At 70.1% G+C, this 24036-nt stretch carries 15 protein-coding genes; 14 read left to right on the forward strand and 1 reads right to left on the reverse strand.

The annotated features are described in order from the left end of the window. The first annotated feature begins 79 nt into the window (after positions 1-79). From F8M74_RS34510 to F8M74_RS34520, 3 genes are all read left to right on the forward strand, one after another. Positions 80-4366: a DEAD/DEAH box helicase gene (locus F8M74_RS34510; protein WP_163884698.1), complete on the forward strand. Its 4287-nt coding sequence runs from the start codon at positions 80-82 to the stop codon at positions 4364-4366. A gap of 70 nt (positions 4367-4436) precedes the next feature. After that, entirely contained in the window at positions 4437-7001 is a 2565-nt protein-coding gene (locus F8M74_RS34515) for a S8 family peptidase (RefSeq protein WP_228559149.1), read from the forward strand. A 117-nt stretch (positions 7002-7118) separates the two neighbouring features. Continuing rightward, on the forward strand, positions 7119-7718 hold the full coding sequence (locus F8M74_RS34520) for a biliverdin-producing heme oxygenase (RefSeq protein ID WP_141252886.1): 600 nt from the start codon (positions 7119-7121) through the stop codon (positions 7716-7718). A gap of 85 nt (positions 7719-7803) precedes the next feature. Here the strand turns inward: F8M74_RS34520 and F8M74_RS34525 are convergent, their stop codons facing one another. Then, on the reverse strand, positions 7804-8367 hold the full coding sequence (locus F8M74_RS34525) for a DUF420 domain-containing protein (RefSeq protein WP_141252887.1): 564 nt from the start codon (positions 8365-8367) through the stop codon (positions 7804-7806). Between the two features lie 169 nt (positions 8368-8536). Here F8M74_RS34525 and F8M74_RS34530 point away from each other — a divergent pair, with 169 nt between their 5' ends. The 11 genes from F8M74_RS34530 to F8M74_RS34580 all read left to right on the forward strand — a co-directional run. Beyond that, positions 8537-10561 (forward strand): DUF1585 domain-containing protein, encoded by a 2025-nt coding sequence (locus F8M74_RS34530; RefSeq protein WP_141252888.1) that lies wholly within the window; start codon positions 8537-8539, stop codon positions 10559-10561. Next, positions 10561-11220 (forward strand): hypothetical protein, encoded by a 660-nt coding sequence (locus F8M74_RS34535; RefSeq protein ID WP_141252889.1) that lies wholly within the window; start codon positions 10561-10563, stop codon positions 11218-11220. Before F8M74_RS34530 ends, F8M74_RS34535 begins: the two co-directional genes overlap by 1 nt. Before the next feature lie 17 nt (positions 11221-11237). Continuing rightward, positions 11238-12668: a DUF1501 domain-containing protein gene (locus F8M74_RS34540; RefSeq protein WP_141252890.1), complete on the forward strand. Its 1431-nt coding sequence runs from the start codon at positions 11238-11240 to the stop codon at positions 12666-12668. A 14-nt stretch (positions 12669-12682) separates the two neighbouring features. Next, entirely contained in the window at positions 12683-14212 is a 1530-nt protein-coding gene (locus F8M74_RS34545) for a hypothetical protein (protein WP_141252891.1), read from the forward strand. Between the two features lie 32 nt (positions 14213-14244). Then, positions 14245-17982 (forward strand): FG-GAP-like repeat-containing protein, encoded by a 3738-nt coding sequence (locus F8M74_RS34550; protein WP_141252892.1) that lies wholly within the window; start codon positions 14245-14247, stop codon positions 17980-17982. A 76-nt stretch (positions 17983-18058) separates the two neighbouring features. Continuing rightward, positions 18059-18469 (forward strand): hypothetical protein, encoded by a 411-nt coding sequence (locus tag F8M74_RS34555; RefSeq protein WP_011551127.1) that lies wholly within the window; start codon positions 18059-18061, stop codon positions 18467-18469. An 81-nt stretch (positions 18470-18550) separates the two neighbouring features. Next, positions 18551-18862, forward strand: a complete 312-nt coding sequence (locus tag F8M74_RS34560; RefSeq protein WP_141252893.1) for a hypothetical protein — start codon at positions 18551-18553, stop codon at positions 18860-18862. A 122-nt stretch (positions 18863-18984) separates the two neighbouring features. Continuing rightward, a complete protein-coding gene (locus tag F8M74_RS34565; RefSeq protein ID WP_141252894.1) occupies positions 18985-19470 on the forward strand; it encodes a ferritin-like domain-containing protein in 486 nt (161 codons plus the stop codon). A gap of 78 nt (positions 19471-19548) precedes the next feature. Continuing rightward, positions 19549-21036: a ChaN family lipoprotein gene (locus F8M74_RS34570; RefSeq protein ID WP_141252895.1), complete on the forward strand. Its 1488-nt coding sequence runs from the start codon at positions 19549-19551 to the stop codon at positions 21034-21036. Positions 21037-21103: 67 nt separating this feature from the next. Beyond that, positions 21104-22492, forward strand: coding sequence for a formimidoylglutamate deiminase (hutF, locus tag F8M74_RS34575; RefSeq protein WP_141252896.1), 1389 nt, complete (start codon positions 21104-21106; stop codon positions 22490-22492). Between the two features lie 71 nt (positions 22493-22563). Beyond that, positions 22564-24036 (forward strand): hypothetical protein (locus F8M74_RS34580; RefSeq protein WP_141279475.1); only part of this gene is annotated, 1473 nt, incomplete at its 3' end.

A 24036-nucleotide genomic window follows, 5' to 3' on the forward strand; every position in this document is an offset into this window, starting at 1 on the left:
AGTCGACGAACTCCGGGTTGCCCTTGCGGAAGTGAATCTGGACGACGCGGTCCGCCAGCGTCAGCGACAGCAGCCCCGTCTGCTCCCGCGCGGCGATGCGGCCATAGAGGCGGATGGGGGAGAGCTGGGCGAGCCCAGCCGTCCCCAGGTCGAGGGCTGGCCGCTCATCCAGGCGGGCCAGGACGTGCTCATCGCCGCGCCCACGGGCAGTGGCAAGACACTGACGGCGTTCCTCGCCGCGCTGGACGCGCTCTTCCGGCTGGCGCTGGAAGGCACGCTGCCGGACTGCACGCAGGTGCTCTACGTGTCGCCGCTCAAGGCGCTGGGCAACGACGTGCAGAAGAACCTGCTCCAGCCGCTGGAGGAGCTGCTCGCCCGGGCCCGCGCGGAGGGCTTCCGTCCGCAGGAGCTGCGCGTCCAGGTGCGCAGCGGAGACACCCCGGCCTCCGAGCGCGCCCAGATGGTGCGCCGTCCGCCGCACATCCTCATCACCACGCCGGAGTCCTTCTACCTCTACCTCACGGCGGAGAAGGCGCGCGCCACGCTGCGCGCGGTGCGCACCGTCATCGTGGACGAAATCCACGCCCTGGCGCGCGACAAGCGGGGCAGCCACTTCGCGCTATCGCTGGAGCGGCTCAAGGCGCTCACGGACGCGCGGCCCCAGCTCATCGGCCTGTCGGCGACGCAGAAGCCGCTGGACGCCATCGCCGGGTTCCTCACCGGCGCCTCCCACCGGGAGTGCAAGCGGGTGGAGGTGGGCCATCTGCGCCCGTGGGATTTGACGCTGGAGATTCCAGACGCGGAGCTGTCGTCGCTGGCCAGCCACGAGATGTGGGGGCAGGTCTACGACCGGCTGGTGGCGCTGACGGGGGCGCACCGCACGACGCTCGTCTTCGTCAACACGCGGAAGATGGCGGAGCGCGTGGCGCACGACCTGGGTGAACGCCTGGGCGAGGGCACCGTGGCGGCGCACCACGGCAGCATGTCGCGCGAAATCCGTCTGGCCGCGGAGGAGAAGCTGAAGTCCGGGCAGCTGCGGGCCATGGTGGCCACCGCGTCGCTGGAGCTGGGCATCGACGTGGGAAACGTGGACCTGGTGGTGCAACTGGGCAGCACGCGCGCCATCTCCGTGTTGCTCCAGCGCGTGGGCCGCGCGGGCCACCACAAGGCGGGCATCTCCAAGGGCATCCTCTTCGCGATGACGCGGGACGAGTTGATGGAGTGCACCGCGCTCCTCAACGCCGTGCGCGAGGGAGACCTGGACGCGGTGCGGATTCCGGAGAAGCCGCTGGATGTGCTGGCGCAGCAGATTGTCGCCGCGTGCGCCTGCGAGGAGTGGGACGAACGCGCGCTCTTCAGCCTCTTCCAACGCGCGTACTCGTACCGGAACCTCACCTGGGAGGAGTACCAGGGCGTGCTGGAGCTGCTGTCCGAAGGCGTGGCGGCGCGCCGGGGCCGCGCGGGCATCCACCTCCACAGAGACCGGGTGAATCAGCGCCTCAAGGGCCGGCGCGGCGTGCGCATCACCGCGCTCACCAATGGCGGCGCCATCCCGGACACCTTCACCTTCAACGTCACCGCCGAGCCGGAGGGCAAGGTGGTGGGCACGCTGGACGAGGACTTCGCGGTGGAGTCGTCGCCCGGGGACATCTTCCTGCTGGGCAGCACCGCGTGGCGCATCCAGCGCGTGTCGGGCAGCACGGTGCAGGTGGAGGACGCGCGCGGCGCGCCGCCCAACGTGCCCTTCTGGCGCGGCGAGGCGCCGGGCCGCACGGACGAGCTGTCGCTCCAGGTGGGCCGCCTGCGCGAGGAACTCACGCAGCGCGAGGATGCGCCGGCGTTCCTCCAGAAGGAGCTGCGCATGCCGCCGCCCGCGGTGGACGCGCTGATGGGCTATCTGCGCACGGGGCAGAAGATGCTCGACGCGGTGCCCAGCCACACCACTGTGGTGGCCGAGCGCTTCTTCGACGAGGCGGGCGGCATGCAGCTCATCATCCACGCGCCCTTCGGCAGCCGCATCAACCGCGCGTGGGGCCTGGCGCTGCGCAAGCGCTTCTGTCGCTCGTTCGACTTCGAGCTCCAGGCGGCGGCGACGGAGGACGGCATCCTCCTGTCGCTGGGCGAGCAGCACTCCTTCCCGCTGGCGGAGATTTTCGACTTCCTCCACCCGGACCACGTGGAGGAGGTGCTGGTGCAGGCGGTGCTCCAGGCGCCGATTTTCGGCACGCGCTTCCGGTGGGTGGCCACTCGGTCGCTCGCGCTGCACCGGATGATGGGGGGCAAGCGCGTGGCGCCCAACCTCCAGCGCGCTCGCAGCGAGGACCTGCTGGCGTCGGTGTTCCCGGAGCAGGTGGGCTGCCAGGACAACCACGGTGGCGGCGACCTGGAGTTGCCGGACCATCCGCTGGTGACGCAGACCATGGATGACTGTCTGCGCGAGGCCATGGACGTGGACGGCCTGCGCGAGGTGCTGCGCGGCATGCGTGATGGCCGCATCCGCCTGCTGGCGCGCGACGTGCCGGAGCCCAGCCTCTTCGCGCACGCGATGATTCACAGCCAGCCCTACACCTTCCTGGATGATGCGCCCGCCGAGGAGCGCCGCGTGCGCAACGTGGCCCTGCGCCGCGCCATGCCCGCCGAGGACGTGACGGCCTTCGGCGCGCTGGACGCGACGGCGATTGCCACGGTGGTGGCGGACGCCGCCCCGCCCATGCGCGACGAGGACGAGCTGCACGACGCGCTGTTGCAGCTGATTCTGCTACCCGCCGCGGAGGTGCCGCGCGGCATGGCGACGCCCCTGTTCGAGCAGGGCCGGGTGGCGTGGATGGACCTGCCCGCGGGCCGCTTCCTGGTGTCGGCGGAGCGGGGCAGCGCGCTGCGGGTGCTCTTCCCGGACGCGCCCATGCAGCCGCCGCTGCCGGTGCTGTCGCATGACCGGCCCGTGGAGCGGGATGCCGCCGTGCTCCAGGTGGTGCGCGGACACATGGAGATGCTGGGGCCCACCACGGTGGCGGAGCTGGCCCGGCTCGTCGTGTTGGACGAGGACTCCATCAACGCGGCCATGCACCAACTGGAGGCCCAGGGCAACGTGCTGCGCGGCCGTTTCCGTCCGCTGGAGGTCTCACTGGCGGATGGGGCCAGCCCACCGCTGGAGTGGTGCGACCGGCGCCTGCTCCAGCGCATCCACCGGCTGACGGTGGGGCGGCTGCGCAAGGAAATCGAGCCGCTGAGCGCGCAGGACTTCATGCGCTTCCTCTTCCGCTGGCACCACCTGGAGGAACTGGACGCGCTGCGCGGCTCCACGGGGCTGCTCAAGGCGGTGCGGCTGCTGCAGGGGTACGAGGCACCGGCCTCCGCGTGGGAGCGCTTCCTGCTGCCCGCGCGCATGCGCGGCTACACGCCGGACCTGCTGGAGCGGGCCTGCTACGCCGGTGAGGTGGCCTGGGGCCGCCTGACGACGAAGGAGGCGAAGCCCGCGCCGGGGCCTCGCCGGGGCGCGCCGGTGACGCCGCCGGAGCCCGTGCCCACGCGCTCGCGAGCGTCACCCACGCGGAACGCGTCGTTGACCTTCACCCTTCGCGAGGACCTGGAGTGGATGCTCACCGCGGCGCGGCCTCACGCGGTGCTGGCGGACGGGGACGTGTGGACGCCGCCGGACCTGAGCGCGGCCGCCAAGGACGTGGTGGCGGTGCTGGAGCGGCGCGGCGCCTGCTTCTTCCAGGACCTGGTGTCGCGCGCGCGGCGCCTGCCCGCCGAAATCGAGGACGCGCTGTGGGAGTTGGTGGCGCGCGGGCTGGTGACCGCGGACGCGGTGCAGAACCTGCGCGTGCTCCAGAGCCCGGCGCACCGCAAGCGGCAGAAGCTGCTCCAGCGCGGTGGCCCTGGCCGCTGGAGCCTGCTGACACCCGCGGAGCCGAAGTCGCAAGACGATGTGCTGGACTCGCTGGCGCGCCTCTTCCTCCAACGCTACGGCATTGTCTGGCGCGACCTGGTGATGCGCGAGGCGCTGGCGCCCACGTGGCGCGAACTGCTCTTCGTGTACCGCCGCATGGAAGCGCGCGGTGAGGTGCGCGGTGGCCGCTTCGTGTCGGGCTTCGTGGGCGAACAGTTCGCCCTGCCGGAGGCGGTGGACATGGCGCGCTCGGTGCGCCGTCAGCCTCCATCCGGTGTGCGGGTGCAGCTGTCCGGTGTGGACCCGCTCAACCTCACGGGCGTGGTGACACCAGGGCCGCGGGTGCCGGCGATGCCGGGCAATGTGGTGACGTACGTGGACGGCGTGCCGCGAGATGTCGGCGCACTGGACGATACGGCCGACGGCAACGTTGGAGAGGACACGGAAGACGGCGGCGAGGTGATGGCGAGCTGAGTGGCGAGGCCCCGTCGGGCAGCGGATGCTAGGGTGCCGCCCCTTCCATTTCATCCGAAGGGTCGCCCGAATGCGTCGCCTGCTGTTGATGGGACTGTTGCTGCTCTCCGCCACCTCCTGTTCCGGCGACGACGAAGACCCGGGGGAGCAGACCTCCAGGACCGGGCGCATCCAGGGGACGCTGACGCCTTTCCGGAGCAGCGAACGGTCCGCTGGCGACAGCGCCTCCCAGACGGTGCGCTCGCCGTTTCGCGCGGGTGAGCTGGCGAAGCTGAAGGAGACGCTGCGGGGGATGCACGCGGGGCGCTCGCGCGAGCCGCGGGTGGCGCCGAAGGCCGTGCCGGGGCTTCCCATCGTCCCGTCGCAGTCGGGCGCCGCGCCGCTCGAGGGGGCTTCCCGCGAGGACCCCACGATTCCCGGAGATGTCATCCTCCGCTTCGAGGAAGCGGGCCTGTCACCGGAGCGCGTGCTGGTGGCGGTACAGCGCCCGGGCTTCCGCGCGGTGCACAAGGGCTACGCCAGTGCGTACGTGCACCTGGTGGGCTACGAGCCGCTGGACGGCAAGGCGGTGACGGCCGCGAAGACGCAGGAGTGGGCGGCGCAGCTCGCCCAGGTGCCGGGCGTGATGTACGCGGTGCGCAACGAGCGGATGCGGGCGACGGCGGCGCCGAACGACCGGGGCTACAGCCTCCAGTGGCACTACCCCACGCTCAACCTTCCGGCCGCGTGGGACCTGGTGCCGGACGCGTCCAGCGTGGTGGTGGCCGTCCTCGACAGCGGCATCGTTCCGCACCCGGACCTGACGAATGTGCTGCCGGGCTACGACATGATTTCGGACCCGGAGAACGCGGGCGACGGCGATGGCCGGGACAGCGACCCGCGGGACGAAGGTGGGGACACGCCCAGCGGCGGCTCGACGTGGCACGGCTCGCATGTGGCGGGCACCATCTCCGCGGACACGAACAACCAGGTGGGCGTCGCGGGCGTGGCCTGGAACGCCCGGCTGCTTCCCGTGCGGGTGCTGGGGAAGAAGGGCGGGAGCAGCTTCGACATCGCCGCGGCCCTCACCTGGGCCACGGGCGGCGACGTGCCGGGCGTACCGCCCAATCCCAATCCCGCGAAGGTGGTGAACATGAGCCTGGGTGGCCGCGCGCCGCCGCAGGCGCTGTACCAGGACGCCATCGACGCGGCCTTGGGACGCGGGGCCATCATCGTCGTCGCAGCGGGCAACGAAGATGTGGATGCGCGCAACAGCACGCCGTGCAACCAGCAGAACGTCATCTGCGTGGGCTCCACCAGTCTGGCGGGGCAGCGCAGCAGCTTCTCCAACTACGGCGTGGACGTGGACGTGGTGGCGTCCGGTGGGGAGATGCGCGAGGACCTGAACGGCGACGGCTATCCGGACGGCGTGCTGTCCACGGTGTTGGATGAGAACGGGCAGCCGGCCTATGCCTTCTCGCAGGGCACCAGCATGGCGGCGCCTCACGTCGCGGGCGTGGTGGCGCTGATGGCGGCGTCGCGGCCGGACCTGACGGCCGCGCTGGCGGAGAGCATCTTGAAGGAGACCGCCACGCCGCTCACCAACGCGCAGTGCCCGGAAGGCTGCGGCGCGGGGCTCGTCAACGCGCGCGCGGCGCTGGCCCGCATCGCCAACGTGGACCCCGGCACGTTGGACCCTCAGCTCAACGTGACGACGTCCACACTGTTCTTCCGGGGCAGCGGGACGCAGCAGCTCATTCTCAGCAACGTGGGCGGCAACCGGGGCGGCGATTTGATGGTGACGGCCAGCGTCAGTGGGCCCAATGCCTCGGCGGTGTCATTCCCGCAGGGCAACACGGTGCGGGTGCCCGCCTTCGGCTCGGCCTCGCTGAGTGTTGCCGTGGATGCATCCGGGCTGGCTGGAGGGGACACCGTGGTGACGCTGAGTCTGGTGGGCTCGGGGACGGCGGGCTCGGCGACGGTGGCGGTGAAGATTGGCGTGGCGGGCGCATCCAATGACCTGGACGCCCTGATTGCGTTCGTGTGGCAGGACGCGCGAGGGGAGTGGCAGGCCTCGGAGGACGCCATGGCCGTCGCGCGCGCCTCGGCGGACTACGCGTACAGCATCTCCCTGGCGCCGCGGACGTACTTCGCGTTGGCCACCATCGACGACGACCAGGATGGCAACTTCTTCGAGGACGGCGAGCGCACCGGCTACTGGCGCAACGTGGACTCCTTCGAGCCGCTGGAGCTGGGGGCGGGCGACCGCATCGAGAATGTGAGCTTCGACCTGATTCCCCTGGCGCCCATCGATGATGATCCGGCGCTGGTGGTGGGCAGTGCGTGCGGCTCCAACGTCGACTGTCCCGGGGGCGTGTGCGTGACGGACTATCCGGGCGGGTACTGCTCCATGGATTGCACCCGCTCCGCGTGTCCGGCGGGTTCGCGGTGCTACATCGTGGATTCCACCTCGGGCCTCAAGGCATGTCTGGCGACCTGCACGCGGCAGGTGGGAACGGGGCAGGGGGACTGCCGCTCCGGGTACATCTGCTACAGCGACCGCACGGGCTCGGGGGCGTGCCAGCCCAACTGCCGCACCTCCGGCCTGACGTGTGGGCTGGGACGGACGTGCATGGCCAACGGCTTCTGTCGCTGAGGAAGGCTCGGGAACCCCTGTCCAGAGCGCCCGAGGGGTAGAGAGGTGGACACTCGGCCACAGTTCCCAATTCCCACCGGGCAGTGACAGCGGCATCGTGCAAGCACCTTGCCCTTGATGCAGCGACTGAAGAGTGAGACGCGCCCGCACCACGAGCGCACCGAGGCTCAGGTGCGTTTGATGGATGCGGACCTGACGCCCACGGCGTACCGACGTCACCTGGAAGCGCTTCACGGCTTCTACGTTCCGCTGGAGGCCCGCCTCGCCGGGCTGGGCCTTGAAGTGGTTCCTGGCCTGTCCATCCATGCGCGTTGGAAGGTTCCTCTCCTGAAGGAGGACCTTCGCGCGCTTGGCCATGACGCCGCCTCGCTCGAACGGTTGCCACACTGCGCGGTGCTGCCCTCACTGGCGGGCGTGCCCGAGGCCCTGGGCTGCCTCTACGTGCTGGAAGGCTCCACGCTGGGCGGCCAGCTCATCCTCCGGCACCTGCGCCGCCACTTCGACGGCGTGTCCCTGGGCGACTTCTCCTTCTTCCGCGCGTACGGAGATGAGGTCGGGCCCCGGTGGCGTGCCTTCGGTGACGCCGTCAACCAGGCCTCCGTCGTCGCGACGGAAGGCACCTTCGATGCCCGTGTGGTGACGGGCGCGCAGGACACCTTCGACGCCTTCGCTGACTGGCTGCGACAGGAACAGGCACCTGCCTCCGTCTCCGCCTGACATCGGCCTGGGGGAGTGCGATCGGGAGCCCATCCACCTGCTGGGCGGCGTCCAGACTGCTTCGTCGACGCCCTGATTCAGCGCGTCACAGGACGGCGGGCGCGCTGCCACGCAGCATGAAGTACACGACGACGCCCGTCACCGACACGTAGACCCAGATGGGCGCCAGCCACCGCGTCACCTTGCGGTGCCGCACGAAGTCCTTGCGCCACGTGAAGTAGAAGGCCACCAGCGCCATGGGCACCACGGGCATGGACAGCAGCACGTGGCTGGCCAGGATGCACAGGTACAGCCCGCGCCAGTCCCCCACGTAACGCGTGTCGCCATGCACGAAGTGGTAGGACAGGTAGCAGACCAGGAAGAGCGCGGACGCGGTGAAGGCCGAGACCATCAGGTACTGGTGGACCTGCCGCGCGCCTCGTTTGATCGCCACCCACCCGCCGATGAGCAGCGCCGCGGCCGTGGCGTTGAGCCCCGCGTTCACCGCTGGGAGGAAGCGCAGGTTCACCCCCTCCACCGGGCCGCCGCCGCGCACCAGCAGAATCCACCCGATGAACGCCAATGCCAGCGCGGACACCACGGCGGTGAAGATGAAGAAAGCCCGGTCACTCACCCGGGGCGGCAGCGCGGCAGGGGCGGCGTTCGACATGGGCCCTATGTCTCGCGCGGCGGGCTTCGTTGCAACCCTTGCTAACTGGTTGACACTATTAGGGAATACATGTGCGATGAAATGTTCCACTAGGTACTACTGGATACTGAAACTGTAATTCCTGCATACTGAGAACGGTCCCCCCGACCCCCCCTTCCGGAGGTCCCCCGTGCTCCGTGTGCGCTACCTTGCCTGCCTGGCTGGTGCCGCCTTGCTTCTGGCCCTGCCAGCCTCCGCTCAAGAGGAGGCTGTCTGTTCACCAGTTGTCGCGAAGGTGCCCCTGGAACGGCATCTCCGGCAGCTGTCGCTGGACTTGCTCGGCCGTCCCCCCACATACGAGGAGTACCAGGCCGCCCAGGCCAAGGGCTCCATCGGCGTGGAAGACATCCGCGCGATGATGACGAAGGACGAGTTCAACGCGCGCATCCGCAACTACCACCGTGCGTTGCTGCGCTCGAACCTCTCCGGAAGCCTCAACAACAACCAGAACTCGCGGGTGACGGGTAACGGCATTGCCACCGCCTATGGCGTGGCCGGCAATCCCGCCGCGACGCTGCGCGGCGCGAATAGCGCGACGTGTAACTCAGACATCGCGCAGGACCAGTGCCTCACGGCGGAGCAGCCAGACGCGCACGCGGCGCCGCTCACCGAGCGTCCCCGGACGAAGTGCCACGACGACGAGGGCGTTCCTCTGGCCGTCAGCTACGACTACGACACGAACTACTACGCGTGTACGCCGCTCGCGCCGACCACGCCGGATGGCACGGCGAAGTGCTCGGACCTGCTGAGCACCAGCCACCCGAAGCACGAGTACCTCTACTTCTGCGACCAGCGCGGCTCGGGCAGCAGCGCGGGGGCCTTCATCTGCGAGCCGGACCCGGAGAAGACCACGACCCGGGCGCTGACGGTGAAGGAGATGGATGGCGCCAAGATCAAGGCGTTCAAGCACCCGAACCCGGACTCCAGGCCAGCGCTCACCGAGCTGAAGCGCTGCACGCTGGACCTGGAGCTGCGCAACGGACTCAAGGGCAACTACGGGGTTCAGCGCGGTTGCATCCTGCGCGAGGGCTTCGTGAACAAGGCCGCGCCCTACTGGGCCACCGACAAGACGCCGGAGAGCGTCAAGGTGTGCGCCATCGACGCGCAGGAGCGCACCCACAACCCCTGGAACATGGCGTCCTGTGAGACGTCCCGCTTCTCCACCGACCGCAGCTGCGGCTGCGGCGTGGGCATGCGCCGCTGCGAGACGCCCGCGATCACCGCGCAGGACATCCGGGACGTGCACAGCCTGCGCGTGGCCGCCTTCAACGACGAGCCGCTGCGCATCGCCGAGTCGGTGGTGCAGCGCGACGAGCCCTACTTCAACATCCTCACCACGCGCCGCTCGTTCGTGAACGGCACCTTGTCCGAGTACTTCCGCAACCAGCAGGGCGTGGGCGTCTTCAACGTGACGACGCCCACCGCGCAGGGCGCGGTGCCGGTGGTGGCCTACAACGACACGGAGGCCTGGGCGGAGTACACGCGTGACGAGGGGCACGCGGGCGTGCTCACCACGCCGTCCTTCCTCTACCGATTCCCCACGCACCGCGCGCGGGTGAACCACTTCTACGAAGCCTTCCTCTGCAAGACGTTCGCGCCGCCGCCGGGGGCTTCGTCGCCCGCACCGGAGGACGCGTGCAACCGCGAGAACAACCTGGCGGTGCGCTGCGGCTGCAACTACTGCCACGCCACCATGGAGCCCACCGGCGCGCACTGGGGCCGCTATGCGGAGCGCTCCGCGCAGTTCCTCGCGCCCGACCAGTTCCCTCGCTACGACCCGAAGTGCCGCGACTGCGCCCTCAACAACGACACCAACTGCGGTGGCGAGTGCAGCCAGTACATCATGCAGGCCTACGACGGTGATGGTGCCAGCAGCCTGGGCATGCTCAAGACGTACCTGTACCGCACGGCGGACGAAGAGCAGAACATCGAGGCCGGTCCCGCGCTGCTGGTGCAGAAGATGCTCCAGTCGGGTGACCTGGAGCGCTGCACGGTGCGGCGCATTTGGACCGAGTTCCTCGGCCGCCCGATGACGGCGGAGGAGCAGCGCCTGTACCTGGTGCCCTTCGCACAGGACTTCGCGCGCAACGGCCACCGCCTCAAGGCGCTCATCGAGCGCGTGGTGACGTCCGACGCCTACCGGAGGATTGACTGATGCGCCGCCTCGTCTTGACCGCCGCGCTGCTCGCGCTGGCCTCCGGTTGCACGAAGGATGACACGCAGTCCGCGGACGGCATCATCGAGCCCATCGCCAACCCGCATCAGCCCGGGGACTTCACGCCCCTGCCGGACCCCGAGGACCAGGACGGCAGCGTGGGCCGCGCCCCGCGCCGGCTCACCGTGGCCCAGCTGGACGCCGCCATCGTCGGGGCGGTGGGGCAGCGCTGGAGCGAGCTGGACTCGCGCGCCACGTCCATGGGGCGCGCGGACTATGCCCTGGTGGTGAGCGAGAACATCGAGCCCAACCTGGTGTTCGCCAAGTTCCTGGAGGACGGCGCGCGCAAGGTGTGCATCAGCCAGGCGTCCGCGGAGATGCGCATGACGGACGCGTCGGCCCGCACCATGGGCCGGTTGCTGCCGGAGAAGTGGGATGACCTGACGAAGCTGACCGACGCGGAGGTGCGCGCGCAGCTCGTCTACATGTCCACCCGCTTCTGGGGTTCGCCGCTGTCGGGCGAAGAGCTCACGAAGTGGACGTCCTTCTTCACCCAGGCCGCGAGCCGGGTGCAGACGCTCTCCTCTTCCAAGCGCCATGAGACGTTGGCCGTGGTGTGTATCGCCATGCTGACGGACCCGCGCTTCATCACCTACTGAAGCTCGGAGTGACCGCGATGAAGAAGAACCGCCACGACGAGAATTGCTCCCAGGGCTGTGCCCACGGGCGCCGTACCTTCCTCAAGGCCACCGCTGGCTTCATGGGCTCCACCCTGCTGGGTGGGCTGCCCTTCCGCGCCTTCGCCCAGGCGGCGGAGATGGCGCCGGCGGACCGCTGCTTCGTGTTCGTCTACTTCAACGGTGGGTGGGACCAGCTGCTGGCCTTCGACCCGAGGGATCCGACCGAGTTCACCGCGGACCGTGCCTCGGAGACGAAAATCCTCCCGGGCTACGACCAGATCAACGACACCCGCTTCGAGGCCCGGCCGCTCATCCCCGCCGAGCTTCCGGGCGTGGGCCGGTCGAACATCGACTTCGGGCCCGCGGTGGGCACCGAACTGGCCAAGCACTACGATTTGATGACCGTGGTGCGCGGCATCAACATGAACACGCTGGGCCACGAGGTGGGCTACCGCTACTTCCTCACCGGGAAGATGCCCATCGGCAGCGCGGCGCGTGGCTCCTCCACGGCGACTGAAATCGTGGGGCAGATGAAGCCGCGCGTGCCCATTGCCTCCATCTCCTACAACGTGGAGTCGTACAACGACCGGTACGGCGGCTATGCCAACGCGCTGCGCGTCAGCCGCCGGGACGACCTGATCCTGACGCTGAAGGGCAGCGCGGATGCGCTGGACAGCGAACTCGAGAAGCAGCTGCTCGACTTCCGCGGCCAGCCCGTCAACTGCGAGCAGGCGGCCTATGGCGCGCGTGGGGTGGGCACCACCTACTCCAACAGTCAGGAGCAGATGCGGCTCATCCAGTCCAAGGGACTGGACAAGTCGTTCGACTTCCTCGTTGGAGCCAACCAGCCGCACAGCGCGGAGATGGCGGTCATCCGCACGAAGTACAACCTGACCAGCGCCAACGATGTGAACGGCGAGCGCGGCCGCGCCGCCACGGTGGCGACCGCGCTGAAGAAGGGCATCGCCCAGTGCGTCACCATCAACCTCACGGGCGGCCTGGACACCCACTTCGGCAGCCAGCTCACGCAGGCCAACAACCAGCGGCGTGGCTTCGACGCCCTGGCCATGCTGGTGAAGGACCTGCGTGAGAGCGACCATCCCGCGGGTGGCAAGTTCATGGACCACACCACCATCATGGTGTTCTCCGAGTTCTCCCGCACGCCGCTCATCAACAGCTCCGGTGGCCGTGACCACCACCTGAGCAACTCCGCGCTGCTGATGGGGGCCGGCATCAAGCACAACTTCGTGTTCGGCCGCAGCGGTGACATTGGCATGGCGCCGGGCACCTTCGACCTGCGCAACGGCGCGTCGGACCCGAACGGCGAGAACATCCTCCCCGAGCACGTCATCGCCACGGTGCTGGCGTCCGCGGGGCTGGACTACAGCATCACCCGCGTCGAACCGCTGCGCCCCATTCTCGCCTGAGCCGTCCATTTCGCATGCGCATCCATCCGAGGGCTTCTGCCTCCGCCGTCCTCTCCCTTCTCTCGCTCGTGGTCCTGGGGGCATGCGGGGAGGACCGTTCGCTTCCGCTCGACAAGCCCGAGCCGACGCCCTTCCAGCCGGTCCAGGTCCCAGCCGTCACGGCCCTGGCACCAGTCTCCGGCTTCGCGGACCAGGCGGGCGGTGGTGTCTTCGCCACCGCCTCGCGCGAGCTCGTCCGGCTGCGGCTGGACGGCACGTACGGGGCGCTGGAGCCGCACCCGGACAATGAGGTGGCGGCGGGCGGCATCCTCGGCGTCTTCCGGCTCGGGCCTCACAGCGCCCTGGTGGAGACGCAGACCGGGCTCTTCATGGCGGAGTCGGGGTGGCTCATCGCGCCGCCCTGGCGGGACGCGCTGGGGCAGGGCGTCATCGCCACCGCGCAGTCCGCGGACGGCGCGGTGTGGCTGGCGCACACGCGCGGCCTGTTCCGCCTGCAGGAAGGCACGCTGGCGGAGCTGAAGGTGGACGGCGCGTCGGTGAAGGCCATCACCTCGCTGGCGGCGGCGCCCTCTCCGGAGAACCTGCCCGGCGTTTGGTTCCTGCACGACGGCGGGCTGAGCGTCGCGGTGGCCCTCAGCACCACCCACTACCGGGTGCACACCACGAGCGCGCCCCTGGCGGAAGGCGAGTCGCTGCAAGCGCTGGCCGGAATCGGGCCCGCGGTGGGCACCTCTGGCGAGCTGTGGGCGCTCACCAACCAGGCCCTGCTGCGCCGGGGCAAGGACGGCTGGCGCCGCGTGGAGCTGCCGCAGCAGCCGCAGAAGTTGATCGGTTCGGGCCGCTTCCTGTGGGCGAAGACGGGCGGTTCGCTGCTCCAGTACGACGCGGACGCGAATGTCTGGCGCGCGGCCACGGACGCCGGCGCCGGGGACTTCCATTTCCTCGCCGCGGACGAGAGCGGCAGCGTATGGGTGCAGCAGGGCGGGGTGTCCGTCGCGCTGAGCCACGTGCTGGTGCCGCGCCTCCGGGGGCTCTACCAGGGCATGCAGTTGGTGAATGACGGCCTGGTGGTGCGCGCGGTGATGCCGCCGGGCGGAGCGCCCGAGAGCGTCGTCTACAAGCTGGGCAACTCGGAGATTCCCACGGAGGGGCCGGACTACAGCCTGGGCGGCCTGGAGGCCGACGGGACGCACCGCGCCTACTCCTTCGCGTCGCTGGAGGCCGGCCGCTACGTCCTGTCGGTGGTGGCGCGCTACGCGGATGGTTCGGAGGCGCAGCGCTCGGTGCCGTTCGACTATGCACCCCTGGCGTCGGGGCCGCTGAGCTGGGACAAGGACATCCGCCCCATCCATGAGGCGCGGTGCCGCAACTGCCACAACAGCTCCAGCGCGGCGCGCTCGCTCGACAGCTATGAGCTGTGGCGGGCCAACGCGCCCATCATCACCGAAGCCGTGAGAGACCAGCGGATGCCCGCCGACGGTCCCATGGACCCCGAGCTCATCTCCCGCATCCAGCGCTGGGCCTCCTCTGGCGCCAGGCCCTGAAGCAACGCGCAGTCTCCCTCAAGGTACCTGACATGTCCCGACTGACCCGCGCGGCCCCCCTCCTCGCGCTCCTTGCCGCGGCCTGCTCGGATGAGCCTGCGCCCGCGCGCGTGGCGCAGCCTCACCAGGCGGACCAGTGCACGGGCCTGGCCGCGCTGACGCTCACCGCGCAGCCCGCGCGCGTGCGTGTGTCGAGCCCCGTGGCCCTGGTGGCCACCGGCGGCAGCGGTCATTACACCTACCTGCTGGAGCCGGGAGGCTCCTCGGGTGAGCTGGTGGGCAGCCGCTTCCTGGCGGGGCGCACGCCGGGCACGGACACGTTGGTGGTGGAGGACGCGCGCTGCCCGGGCGTGAGCGCCACCACGCAGGTCAACGTGGCGGCGACGTTCAACGTCGCGCCCGTGCGCGCGGAGCTGCGGCCGGGCACCTCCTTCCAGGTGGCGACGGACGGCGTGCTGGGTTCGGCCATGTACCTGCTGTCGGCCGACGGCTCCGGCGCCACGCTGTCGCCTGGCGGCCTCTACACGGCCGGCACGCGTGAGGGCCTGGACGTCATCACCGTGCGCGACACCCAGTCGGGGGACGAGGCGGTGCTCCAGTACGAGGTCCGCACTCATGCCCGGCTGACCGGAGCGCCGGCCTTCCTCGCCGTGCCCTCGGGTTCGTCCGTGCCGCTGGCCACGCGCGGTGGCAGTGACCGGGTGAACTGGACGAAGGAGTCTGGCCCCGGGACGCTGGCGGGCGGCCGGCTGACCATCGAGCCCGGCGCTACCGGCGTGGCGGTGCTCAACGCGGCGGACCCCTTCACCGGGGACACGGCGCGGGTGTCGGTGCGCGTGCTGGACGAGCTGACGCGGCCGGGACTGCCGCACGGCCGTCTGTCCGACGCGGCCACCCTGGTGACGGCGGACTTCGACGGTGACGGCCACCTGGACCTGGCGGTGGGGCAGCGCGAGAGCGACCTGAACGAGCCGTCGGGCGGCGCCGTGTTCATCTTCAAGGGGGGCAGCGGCGGCCTGCCGGCGGAGCCTACGTGGGTGCTCACCGGCACCACGGAGACGGCGCAGTTCGGTGACGCGCTGGCCGCGGGCGACCTGGACGGGGACGGGCGCGCGGAGCTGCTGGTGTCCTCGCCGGGCGCGGACGTGGCTGTCACCAACGCCGGCGCGGTGTACCTCTACACCTTCCGAAGTGGGGCGCCGGCGCCGCTGCGTCAGCAGCTCACCGGCCTGCTCCGCAACGCGGCGTTCGGCTCGGGCATGGCCATCGCGGACTTCGAGGGCGACGGCGACCTGGACGTGGTGGTGGGCTCGCCGCTGGGCGACCTGGCGCCCACCAACGCCATTCGCAACCGCGGCACGGTGGACATCTACGCGTCGACGCGGAGCTCGCCGGTGCCGGACGTTCCCACGGTGCGGCTGGGCGGCTGGGATTTGACGCAGGACGGCGCCCTGGTGTCGCGCAGCAACACCGAGCTGGGCCGCGCGCTGGTGACGGGCGACCTCAACGGGGACGGCCTGGTGGACCTGGCGGCGCTGAGCCGGGTGTCCCGGTACAACGTGTCCGGAGCGGTGTCGGGCGCGCAGACGGCCATCTCCGTCTTCCTGGCACGCGCGCAAGGCGCGCGCTTCCGGGCCTCGCCGGACGTGTACGTGCTGCCGGCCAACACGGCGGACAGCAGCGAGGGCACGTGGCGGCTGGGCGTCATCCCCGCCGAGGGCACGCGGCCTCCGCTGCTGCTGGCGGTGGCGGACCGGGCGGACTCGCCGGACCTGCGCTCGAGCGGAGGACTGCAGTCCGGCAGTGATTCGGGCGGTGCGCTGCTGTTCGATTTGACGGGCTACGCCGCCACCGGCGAGCCAGCCAACCGGCCGCCCCAGGTGATGCGCGAGGCGGCCTTCGCCCGCATCTACGGCGAGTCCAGCGGCATCAACGCGGGCCGGAGCTGGGCGGTGATGGACGTCGACGGCGAGCCGGGCCTGGAGCTGCTCCTGGGCGCGCCCTACTCGTCCGCGCCTTCGGGCGTGGGGAGCGGCACGCTGCGCTTGAGCGGCAAGATTCTCGTCTATCCACTGGCCACGCTCACGCAGGGCAGCGTCCTCAACCGGCCGCTGATGGTCATCAACGGGACGTCGGTGTCGGACACGCTGGGCTCGGGCCTGGCGACCTGGGGCCCCGCGGCGAACCCGTCGCTGGTGGCCTTCGCGGGCCGGTCCTCGTCGGAGCAGGGGGCCTTCACCGGCAGCGTGGAGCTGTACCACCGTCAAGGCGCGTCGGTGACGGAGTGGACGCGTACCAGCGTCCGGGTGCCGGCGAAGCCGAGCGTGGAGCGCTTCGGCGAGGCGGTGGCGATTACTCAGGGCCCGCACGGCCGTCCGCTGGTGCTCACGGGCGCGCCGGGCTGGTCCGGCCCCGGCACCAGCAATGACGGCAACGCCCTGACCATTGGCCGTGCCTATGTGCACGACGTGTCGGCGCCCGCGCAGGCCACCGTGGTGGAGGAGGGCTTGCCCTCGCCGCACCAGGCGGGCCGCAACGTGGGTGTGGACGTGGCCTTCTCCGACTTCAACGGTGACGGGCGTCCAGACCTGGTGGTGGGCGCGTCCAACTTCTACGTGCCGGGCACGGGCACCACGAGCTCCAACAACGAGCTCAACAACACGTACACGTCGGTGCCCGCCGCGTGTGTCACCAGCGGCTCCCAGTCAGTGGGCGGCGCGCTGGTTTCGCTGGGGCAGGCGGACGGGAGCTTCAAGCCGGCGTACCGGCTGTTCGCGACGTATCAAATCCAGGACTGCACGCCGGAGACGGAAGCCCAGTGCCGGCGCACCGGCCTGGGGCGCGGCGTGGTGGGCGGGTTCGATTTGAACGGCGATGGCCGCGAGGACGTGGGCCTGCTGCGCAACGACGGCATGGAGGTGTTCCTGGGCCGCGCGCCCGAGGACGCGTCGCTGGCGAAGCTGAGCATGGTGTGTGAGTCCGTCTACACGATGCCGTCCATGGACATTCAAACGTTCGCGCCGACGTCGCTGGGCGACCTCGACGGCGACGGCTGTGACGAGCTGGCCTGGCGCTACGCGGAGGGGACGCGCTCGGGCGTGGCCATCCTGCTGGGCTTCGACGCGAGCGGCTCGCGCTGCGGCGGGCGCAGGACAGCCACCGTGTGGCGCATCGCTGGTGACAGCGAGGTGCAGCTCACCAACCTGGGCCTGGGCCTGAGCATGACGCGGGCCGGCCGGTTCCTGGGGGACACGCGCGACTTCGTGGCCATCAGCGCCACCAGCGTGCCCTTCAACGGCGTGACGCAGCCGGTGGTGCTGCTCTTCGACAAGACGGTGCTGGTGAACAAGATGCAGTCGCTCCAGTCCGCGGGCTCGCCGCTGGTGGTGGGCGCGCTGGGCGACGGGCTCAACCCCGTTGTCCTGGTCCACCGCCACCGCGCGGTGAACTTCGGCGCGCGGCTGGTGGGCGGCACGGACCTCACGGGCGACAACATCCCCGACCTGCTGGTGAGCGCGCCGGGCGCCTCCGAGGCGTCCGACGGCGGTGGCGCGGTGTTTCTCTATGCTGGCGGGGTTGGCCATCAGGGCGCGCTTTCACCGTTCCTCATGGTGGTGGGAGATGGCTCGGAGCGCTCGGCGCTGGGACAGGCGATGTCGATGATGCCGGGCAGCGGCAGCTCGCCGCCCATGCTCGTCATCGGTGCGCCGCGCAGCTACCGGACGGGGACGCAGAACGGCACGGCCTTCGTGTTGCCGCTCGGCTTCTGACGGTCCGCACCGGGAGGCTGTTGGGTCCACGCTGGGGCCGGGGCTATCCTGGAGCCTGTCTCAGCGTGGGAGGCCCATGAGCCTGAACCGGGAGTGGCGTCACGGCGAGCAGCAAGCGTGGTTCGAAGCGCCGGACATCCTCTGGGCGCGTTTCCGGGGCGCCATCACCCTGGAGACGTCGGTCTGGTCGTGTGGCGTGTACCGGGAGATGGCGGACGCGCAGCGCTTCTACCTGGCCGCGGACATCACGGACTCGCACCTCAGTCCGGAGTCGCGCCGCTACCTGGTGGACCACGCGCAGGCGGGCTGGTTCCTGGGCGTCGTCTACATCGGCGCGGCGATGGAGCAGAAGGCCACCACCAAGAGCCTCATGGTGGGCGCGATGCTGAGCGGCGGGATGCGGCTCGACACGGCCTACGTGGATTCGGCCGAAGAGGCGCGGGCATGGATTGCGCGACACCGCGAGGCGGCGGCGCGGACAGGCTGAGCGCGGTGGGCGGTCCGGTGGGGTGACGGGCGTGCTGCACACGGCAGGGCGCATGCACATCGTCTGTGGCCAGGAGGGTGCATGGGGGCCGAAGCCCTGGGTTGGTTCAGCTCATTCGTCCTGCTGTTGACCATTGCTGTCCAGGTCCACAAGCAGTGGAAGTCAGGCTCGAGCGAGGGTGTGTCCAAGTGGCTCTTCGTGGGGCAGATGACGGCCTCCGTGGGGTTCACGCTCTACAGTTGGAAGGTCGGCAACTGGGTCTTCGTGGTGACGAACGCGCTGATGCTGTTGAGCGCGGTCCTGGGGGCCGTGATTGTCCTCAAGCACCGCAGGGCCGCGCGGAGGAGGCACGCCACCCAGCCGCGCGCGCCCTCTGACGCCGTGCACGCCTGAGGACCTGGGCCCTGGCTGTCCGCCTGCCCCAGGGACGGGCAGTCAGCGCGTCCAGGAGGTGGGTTGGTTTGCGGGGACAGCCTTCTCACATTGCCCGAGCCCCCTTAGCGCAGGAGTTCGACATGGCCGACAAATCGGAAGTGGCCCGGCTGCGCAGCCTGGCCCAGCTCGACGCGGATGCCGTGGGTGCCTACGACGCGGCCCTGGCCCGGATTCCGGAACCGTTGGTCCGTGAGCGGCTCAATGGATTCCGAATCGACCACGTCCGGCACGTGCAGGACCTGAACGCCCTCATCCACGAGGCGGGCGGGACGCCGCTGGAGCTGCGCCTGGACCTCAAGGGAACGGCGATGGTGGGCCTGACGGCGATGTCCAGCATGATGGGCACCGAGGCCGCGCTGGTGGCCATGCTAGGCAACGAGGAGTTCTCCAACCGCGCCTATGACGTTGCACTGCGCTTCGACTGGCGCCCCGAGGTCCGTGAGCTGATTGAAAAGCACCGGGAGGACGAGCGGCGCCACGTGATGTGGATTCGCGACGCCGTCCGGACACGCCCCTGGGAGCGGGCACGCGCCACCGCCGAGGAAGGCTCCGAAGCCCCCGCCTGAGCCGCCCTGCTGGGCCGATATGCCGGGGCCCGGTCCTCGTTTACGCTCCCGCTGGGGCTCTACGAGGAGATGGGACGAATGCGCTCGGTGGTCTACGCGGCGGTTGTGTTGGCGGGCCTGATGACGGGCTGTGCCCATCAGGCTGGCACCTATAGCGACCTCTTCATCCCGGATGGGGAGGCCATCTACGAGCGGCCGGTGGAGGAGATGTGGCCGGAGGTGCGCAAGTACTTCACGGAGGCCAACCTGCCCTTCCGCGAAGACCGGGGCAGCATGGTGCTGGAGACGGACTGGCGCCAGGAGTTCGGTGGCTCGAAGGTGTCCGGCTTCTTCCACCGCTACATGGTGATGGGCAAGCGCGAGTCCCCCACCCAGAGCAAGCTGTGGATCATTCGCATCACCAAGAGCCGCAACAAGGCGCTGGCCCCGCCGGGCCGTGAGCTGGACTGGGGTGTGGCGCGCGTCATCGGTGACCAGGGGGGAGGTGACTCCGCGGCCCCGGGCTTCTCCGTGGAGGATTGGGAGGATCGGCTGGATGCGCCGGTGGGGGAGAACTCCTTCTTCGCGGAGTCGGGGCAGGGCTCGCGGGACCTGGTCATGGAGTGGCGGGTGTTCCGCACCATCTCCCCCAAGCTGATGAAGGAGGAGAACGCGCCCAAGCCGGTGAAGGTGGCGATGGCGTCTGACGCGGAGGGAAGCGCGGCGGCCATGGACTTCGAATGCGGCCTGCCGATTCTGGGCCTGGGCAAGCAGGTGAAGCCGGGTGGGGTGCTGCTGCTGGGGGAGATGCACGGCACGCAGGAAGTGCCGCGTTTCATCGCGCAGGCGTCCTGCCAGACGGCGGTGGCCGGCACACCGGTGACGGTGGGGCTGGAGCTGCCGCTGGAGAGCCAGACGCGGTTGGACACCTTCCTGGACAGCGCGGGGACGGAGGATGACTGGCTGAAGCTGATGGAGGCGCCCTTCTGGCGCAGCCCGTATCCGGATGGCCGCAGCAGCGAGGCGGTGGCGAACATGTTGGATCAGCTGCGTCAGCTGCGCTCGCGTGGACTGGACGTGGACATCTTCGTCTTCGACCACCCGAAGGCCCAGGGGCAGGCGCGCGAGGACGCGATGGCGGCCACGGTCCGGCACCAGGTGGAGTCGAGCCCGGGGCGCTTCCACGTCATCCTGTCGGGCAACATCCACTCGCGCACGAAGAAGGGCCTGCCGTGGGACAAGTCGTTCAAGCCCATGGGGCTGGTGCTGAAGGATGAACTCGACAGCGTGGTGGCGCTGGACATGGCGTACAACAGCGGGTCGGCGTGGATTTGCGCGGTGGACAGCAAGGGCGTGAAGGACCAACTGGCCTGCGGCATCCGCGAGGCGAAGGGCCGGGACAACGGCGACCGCTTCTTCCTGCACACGTGGGGGGGCACCAATGGCGACGGCTACCACGGTGTCTTCTACGTGGGGCCGGTGAGCGCGTCGGCGCCGGCGGTGCACAAGGGGCTGGGACGTCCGGGTGGGGGAGACAACTCGGGTGTTCCGACGGAAGACCGGACTCCGACGCTCGCGTTCCACTGACGTCTGGCATTTCACGGGGCGCGCCGCGGCTGCTGCGCGCCCCGTGGCGCTGGCGTAAGTTGCCGGCGTGAGCGACACCACCGTCTATCAGCCGGAGCTCCTCTACACGGGCGGCCGGTTCCACAAAGGGCGCGGCCTCGCGGTGAGCGCCGACGGCCGCATCCTGGCCCCGGAGTCCGTACCCGCGGGCGCGCGCACCGTCGCGCTGCCGGGAAGGGCCTTGCTGCCGGGGCTCGTCAACGGACATTCCCACGCGTTCCAGCGGCTCATCCGCGGGCGTACGGAGTACGTGGCATCGGGCCGGGAGGCGGACGACTTCTGGAGCTGGCGCGAGGCGATGTACCGCGCTGCCGAGTCGCTGAGCCCGGAGGACCTCTACGTCGCCTCGCGGCAGGCCTTCGTGGAGATGGCGCTCGCGGGCATCACCACCGTGGGGGAGTTCCACTACGTCCACCACCAGGCCGACGGGACGCCGTACGCGGACCGCAACACGTTGGCGCACGCGGTGATTCGCGCCGCGCGGGACGTGGGGCTGCGCATCTGCCTGCTGCGCGTGGGGTACGCCCGTGCGGGCTTCGGCGTGGCGGCGAATCCGCGGCAGCGCCGCTTCATCGACCCGGACGTGGAGACGTTCCTGGGTTCGGTTGAGGCGCTGGCCCGCGAGGTGCGCTCCGACGCGGCGGTCAGCGTGGGGCTCGCGCCGCACAGCGTGCGCGCGGTGCCTCGGGAGTGGCTGGCGGCGCTCGCGGGTTCGTCCGTGCGGCGCCTGCCCGTCCACATGCACGTGGCGGAGCAGCCGAAGGAAATCGAAGCCTGTCTGGCGGAGCATGGCCGCAGGCCGGTGGAGTTGCTGGCGGACCTGGGCCTGCTGGGGCCCGGCTTCACGGCGGTCCACGGGGTGCACCTGACGGACGATGAGGTGTCGCTGTTGGGCCGGGCCGAGGCCACGGTGTGCGCGTGCCCTTCTACGGAGCGGAACCTGGGCGACGGCATCGTTCCCGCGGATGCGCTGGTGAAGGCGGGCGCGCGCATCAGCCTGGGCTCGGACAGCCAGGCCACGGTGGACCTGCTGGACGAGGCCCGTCAGTTGGAAGGGCACCTGCGGCTGTCGCGGCTGCGGCGCGCCGTGCTGGACCCGGGCGGGGGCGCCATGGATGGGCTGGCGGCGCGGCTGCTGGACATGGCCACCGTGGATGGCGCGCGGAGCCTGGGGCTCGCCACTGGCGTCCTGGAGGCGGGCGCGCCCGCGGACTTCTTCACGGTGGACCTGAACCATCCGTCGCTCGTGGGCGCTTTGCCGGCATCGCTGCTGCCCGCCATCGTGTTGGGCGCGGAGAAGGCGGCGGTGCGCGATGTGGTGGTGGGCGGGCGCGAGGTCGTCCGTGAAGGCCGGCATGCGCTCGCGGAGGAGAGTGGCCGCGCGTTCCAGGTGTTGTCTCGCGCACTGTACGCCTGAGCGTCGGTTCTCCTCCGATATGGCATTGGGGCGCGGCGCGTTCCCCCGGGAGTTCATTCCCGGAGGGGCCGATGCGCGCGAAGTGGTTCGCAGTGGTGACGTTGATGTGCTTCCAGGTGGGCTGCGCGACCCGGCAGGGAAGCACCTACAGTGACTTGTTCATCCCGGATGGCGAGGCCATCTACGAGCGGCCCCTGGAAGAAGTCTGGCCCGAGGTGCGGCAGTTCTTCACGGAGAACAAGCTGCCCTTCAAGGAGGACAAGGGCAGCCTGGTGCTGGAGACGGACTGGCGCCAGGAGTTCGGCGGTTCGAAGATTTCGAGCTTCTGGCACCGGTACATGGTGCTGGGAAAGCGCGAGACGCCGACGAAGGGCAAGCTGTGGATCATCCGCATCACCAAGAGCTCCAGTACCGCGCTAAGTCCTCCGGGTCGGGAGATTGATTGGGGATCCAGCCGTGTCGTGGGAGGACGGCTGGGCAACAGGGACCGCGTCGAAGACGTCAACGCGGGCTCGGGTGCTGTCTCCTCCGACCCCATCCTCAGTGTCGAGGACTGGGAGGCCCGCCTCGCCGCGCCCCAGGGAGAGAACTCCTTCTACGCGGGTTCGGGTCAGGGCTCGCGGGACCTGGTCATGGAGTGGCGGGTGTTCCGCTCCATCGCGCCCAAGCTGATGAAGGAAGAGAACGCGCCCAAGCCGGTGCAGGTGGCGACGACGCCCAGTGCGAACGCGGGCGCGGAGGCCATGGCCTTTGAATGTGGCCTGCCCATCCTGGGGTTGGGCAAGCAGGTGAAGCCAGGTGGCACGTTGCTGCTGGGGGAGATGCACGGCACGCAGGAGGTGCCGCGTTTCGTGGCGCAGGCGTCATGCCAGGTGGCGGTGGCCGGCATTCCGGTGACGGTGGGGCTGGAGCTGCCGCTGGAGAGCCAGACGCGCGTGGGGGCGTTCCTGGAGAGCGCGGGGGCGGAGGATGACTGGCTGAAGCTGATGGAGGCGCCGTTCTGGCGCAGCCCGTACCCGGACGGCCGCAGCAGCGAGGCGGTGGCGAACATGCTGGAGCAGTTGCGCCAGCTGCGCTCGCGCGGGCTGGACGTGGATGTGTTCGTCTTCGACCACCCGACGATGCAGGGGCAGGCGAGGGAGACTGCGATGGCGGCGACGGTTCGGCACCATGTGGAGTCGGGCCCGGGGCGCTTCCACATCGTCCTGTCGGGCAACATCCACTCGCGCACGAAGAAGGGCCTGCCGTGGGACAAGTCCTTCCGGCCGATGGGGCTGGTGCTGAAGGACGAGCTCGACAGCGTGGTGGCGCTGGACATGGCGTACAACAGCGGGTCGGCGTGGATTTGCGCGGTGGACAGCAAGGGCGTGAAGAACCGGCTGGATTGCGGCGTGCGTGACGCGAAGGGGCGGGACAACGGCGACCGCTTCTTCGTGCACACGTGGGGCGGAACGAACGATGACGGCTACCACGGTGTCTTCTACGTGGGGGCGGTGAACGCGGCTGCGCCCGCGGTGCACAAGGGGCTGGGGCGGCCTGGGGCC

The sequence above is a fragment of the Myxococcus sp. CA023 genome, assembly GCF_010998615.1.
In the GTDB taxonomy this organism is placed as follows: domain Bacteria; phylum Myxococcota; class Myxococcia; order Myxococcales; family Myxococcaceae; genus Myxococcus.

Coding starts and splice junctions, on each gene's coding strand:
- F8M74_RS34515 (WP_228559149.1), top strand. CDS start 4,437: ATGCGTCGCCTGCTGTTGATGGGACTGTTGCTGCTCTCCGCCACCTCC.
- F8M74_RS34520 (WP_141252886.1), top strand. CDS start 7,119: ATGCAGCGACTGAAGAGTGAGACGCGCCCGCACCACGAGCGCACCGAG.
- F8M74_RS34525 (WP_141252887.1), bottom strand. CDS start 8,367: ATGTCGAACGCCGCCCCTGCCGCGCTGCCGCCCCGGGTGAGTGACCGG.
- F8M74_RS34535 (WP_141252889.1), top strand. CDS start 10,561: ATGCGCCGCCTCGTCTTGACCGCCGCGCTGCTCGCGCTGGCCTCCGGT.
- F8M74_RS34540 (WP_141252890.1), top strand. CDS start 11,238: ATGAAGAAGAACCGCCACGACGAGAATTGCTCCCAGGGCTGTGCCCAC.
- F8M74_RS34545 (WP_141252891.1), top strand. CDS start 12,683: ATGCGCATCCATCCGAGGGCTTCTGCCTCCGCCGTCCTCTCCCTTCTC.
- F8M74_RS34550 (WP_141252892.1), top strand. CDS start 14,245: ATGTCCCGACTGACCCGCGCGGCCCCCCTCCTCGCGCTCCTTGCCGCG.
- F8M74_RS34555 (WP_011551127.1), top strand. CDS start 18,059: ATGAGCCTGAACCGGGAGTGGCGTCACGGCGAGCAGCAAGCGTGGTTC.
- F8M74_RS34560 (WP_141252893.1), top strand. CDS start 18,551: ATGGGGGCCGAAGCCCTGGGTTGGTTCAGCTCATTCGTCCTGCTGTTG.
- F8M74_RS34565 (WP_141252894.1), top strand. CDS start 18,985: ATGGCCGACAAATCGGAAGTGGCCCGGCTGCGCAGCCTGGCCCAGCTC.
- F8M74_RS34570 (WP_141252895.1), top strand. CDS start 19,549: ATGCGCTCGGTGGTCTACGCGGCGGTTGTGTTGGCGGGCCTGATGACG.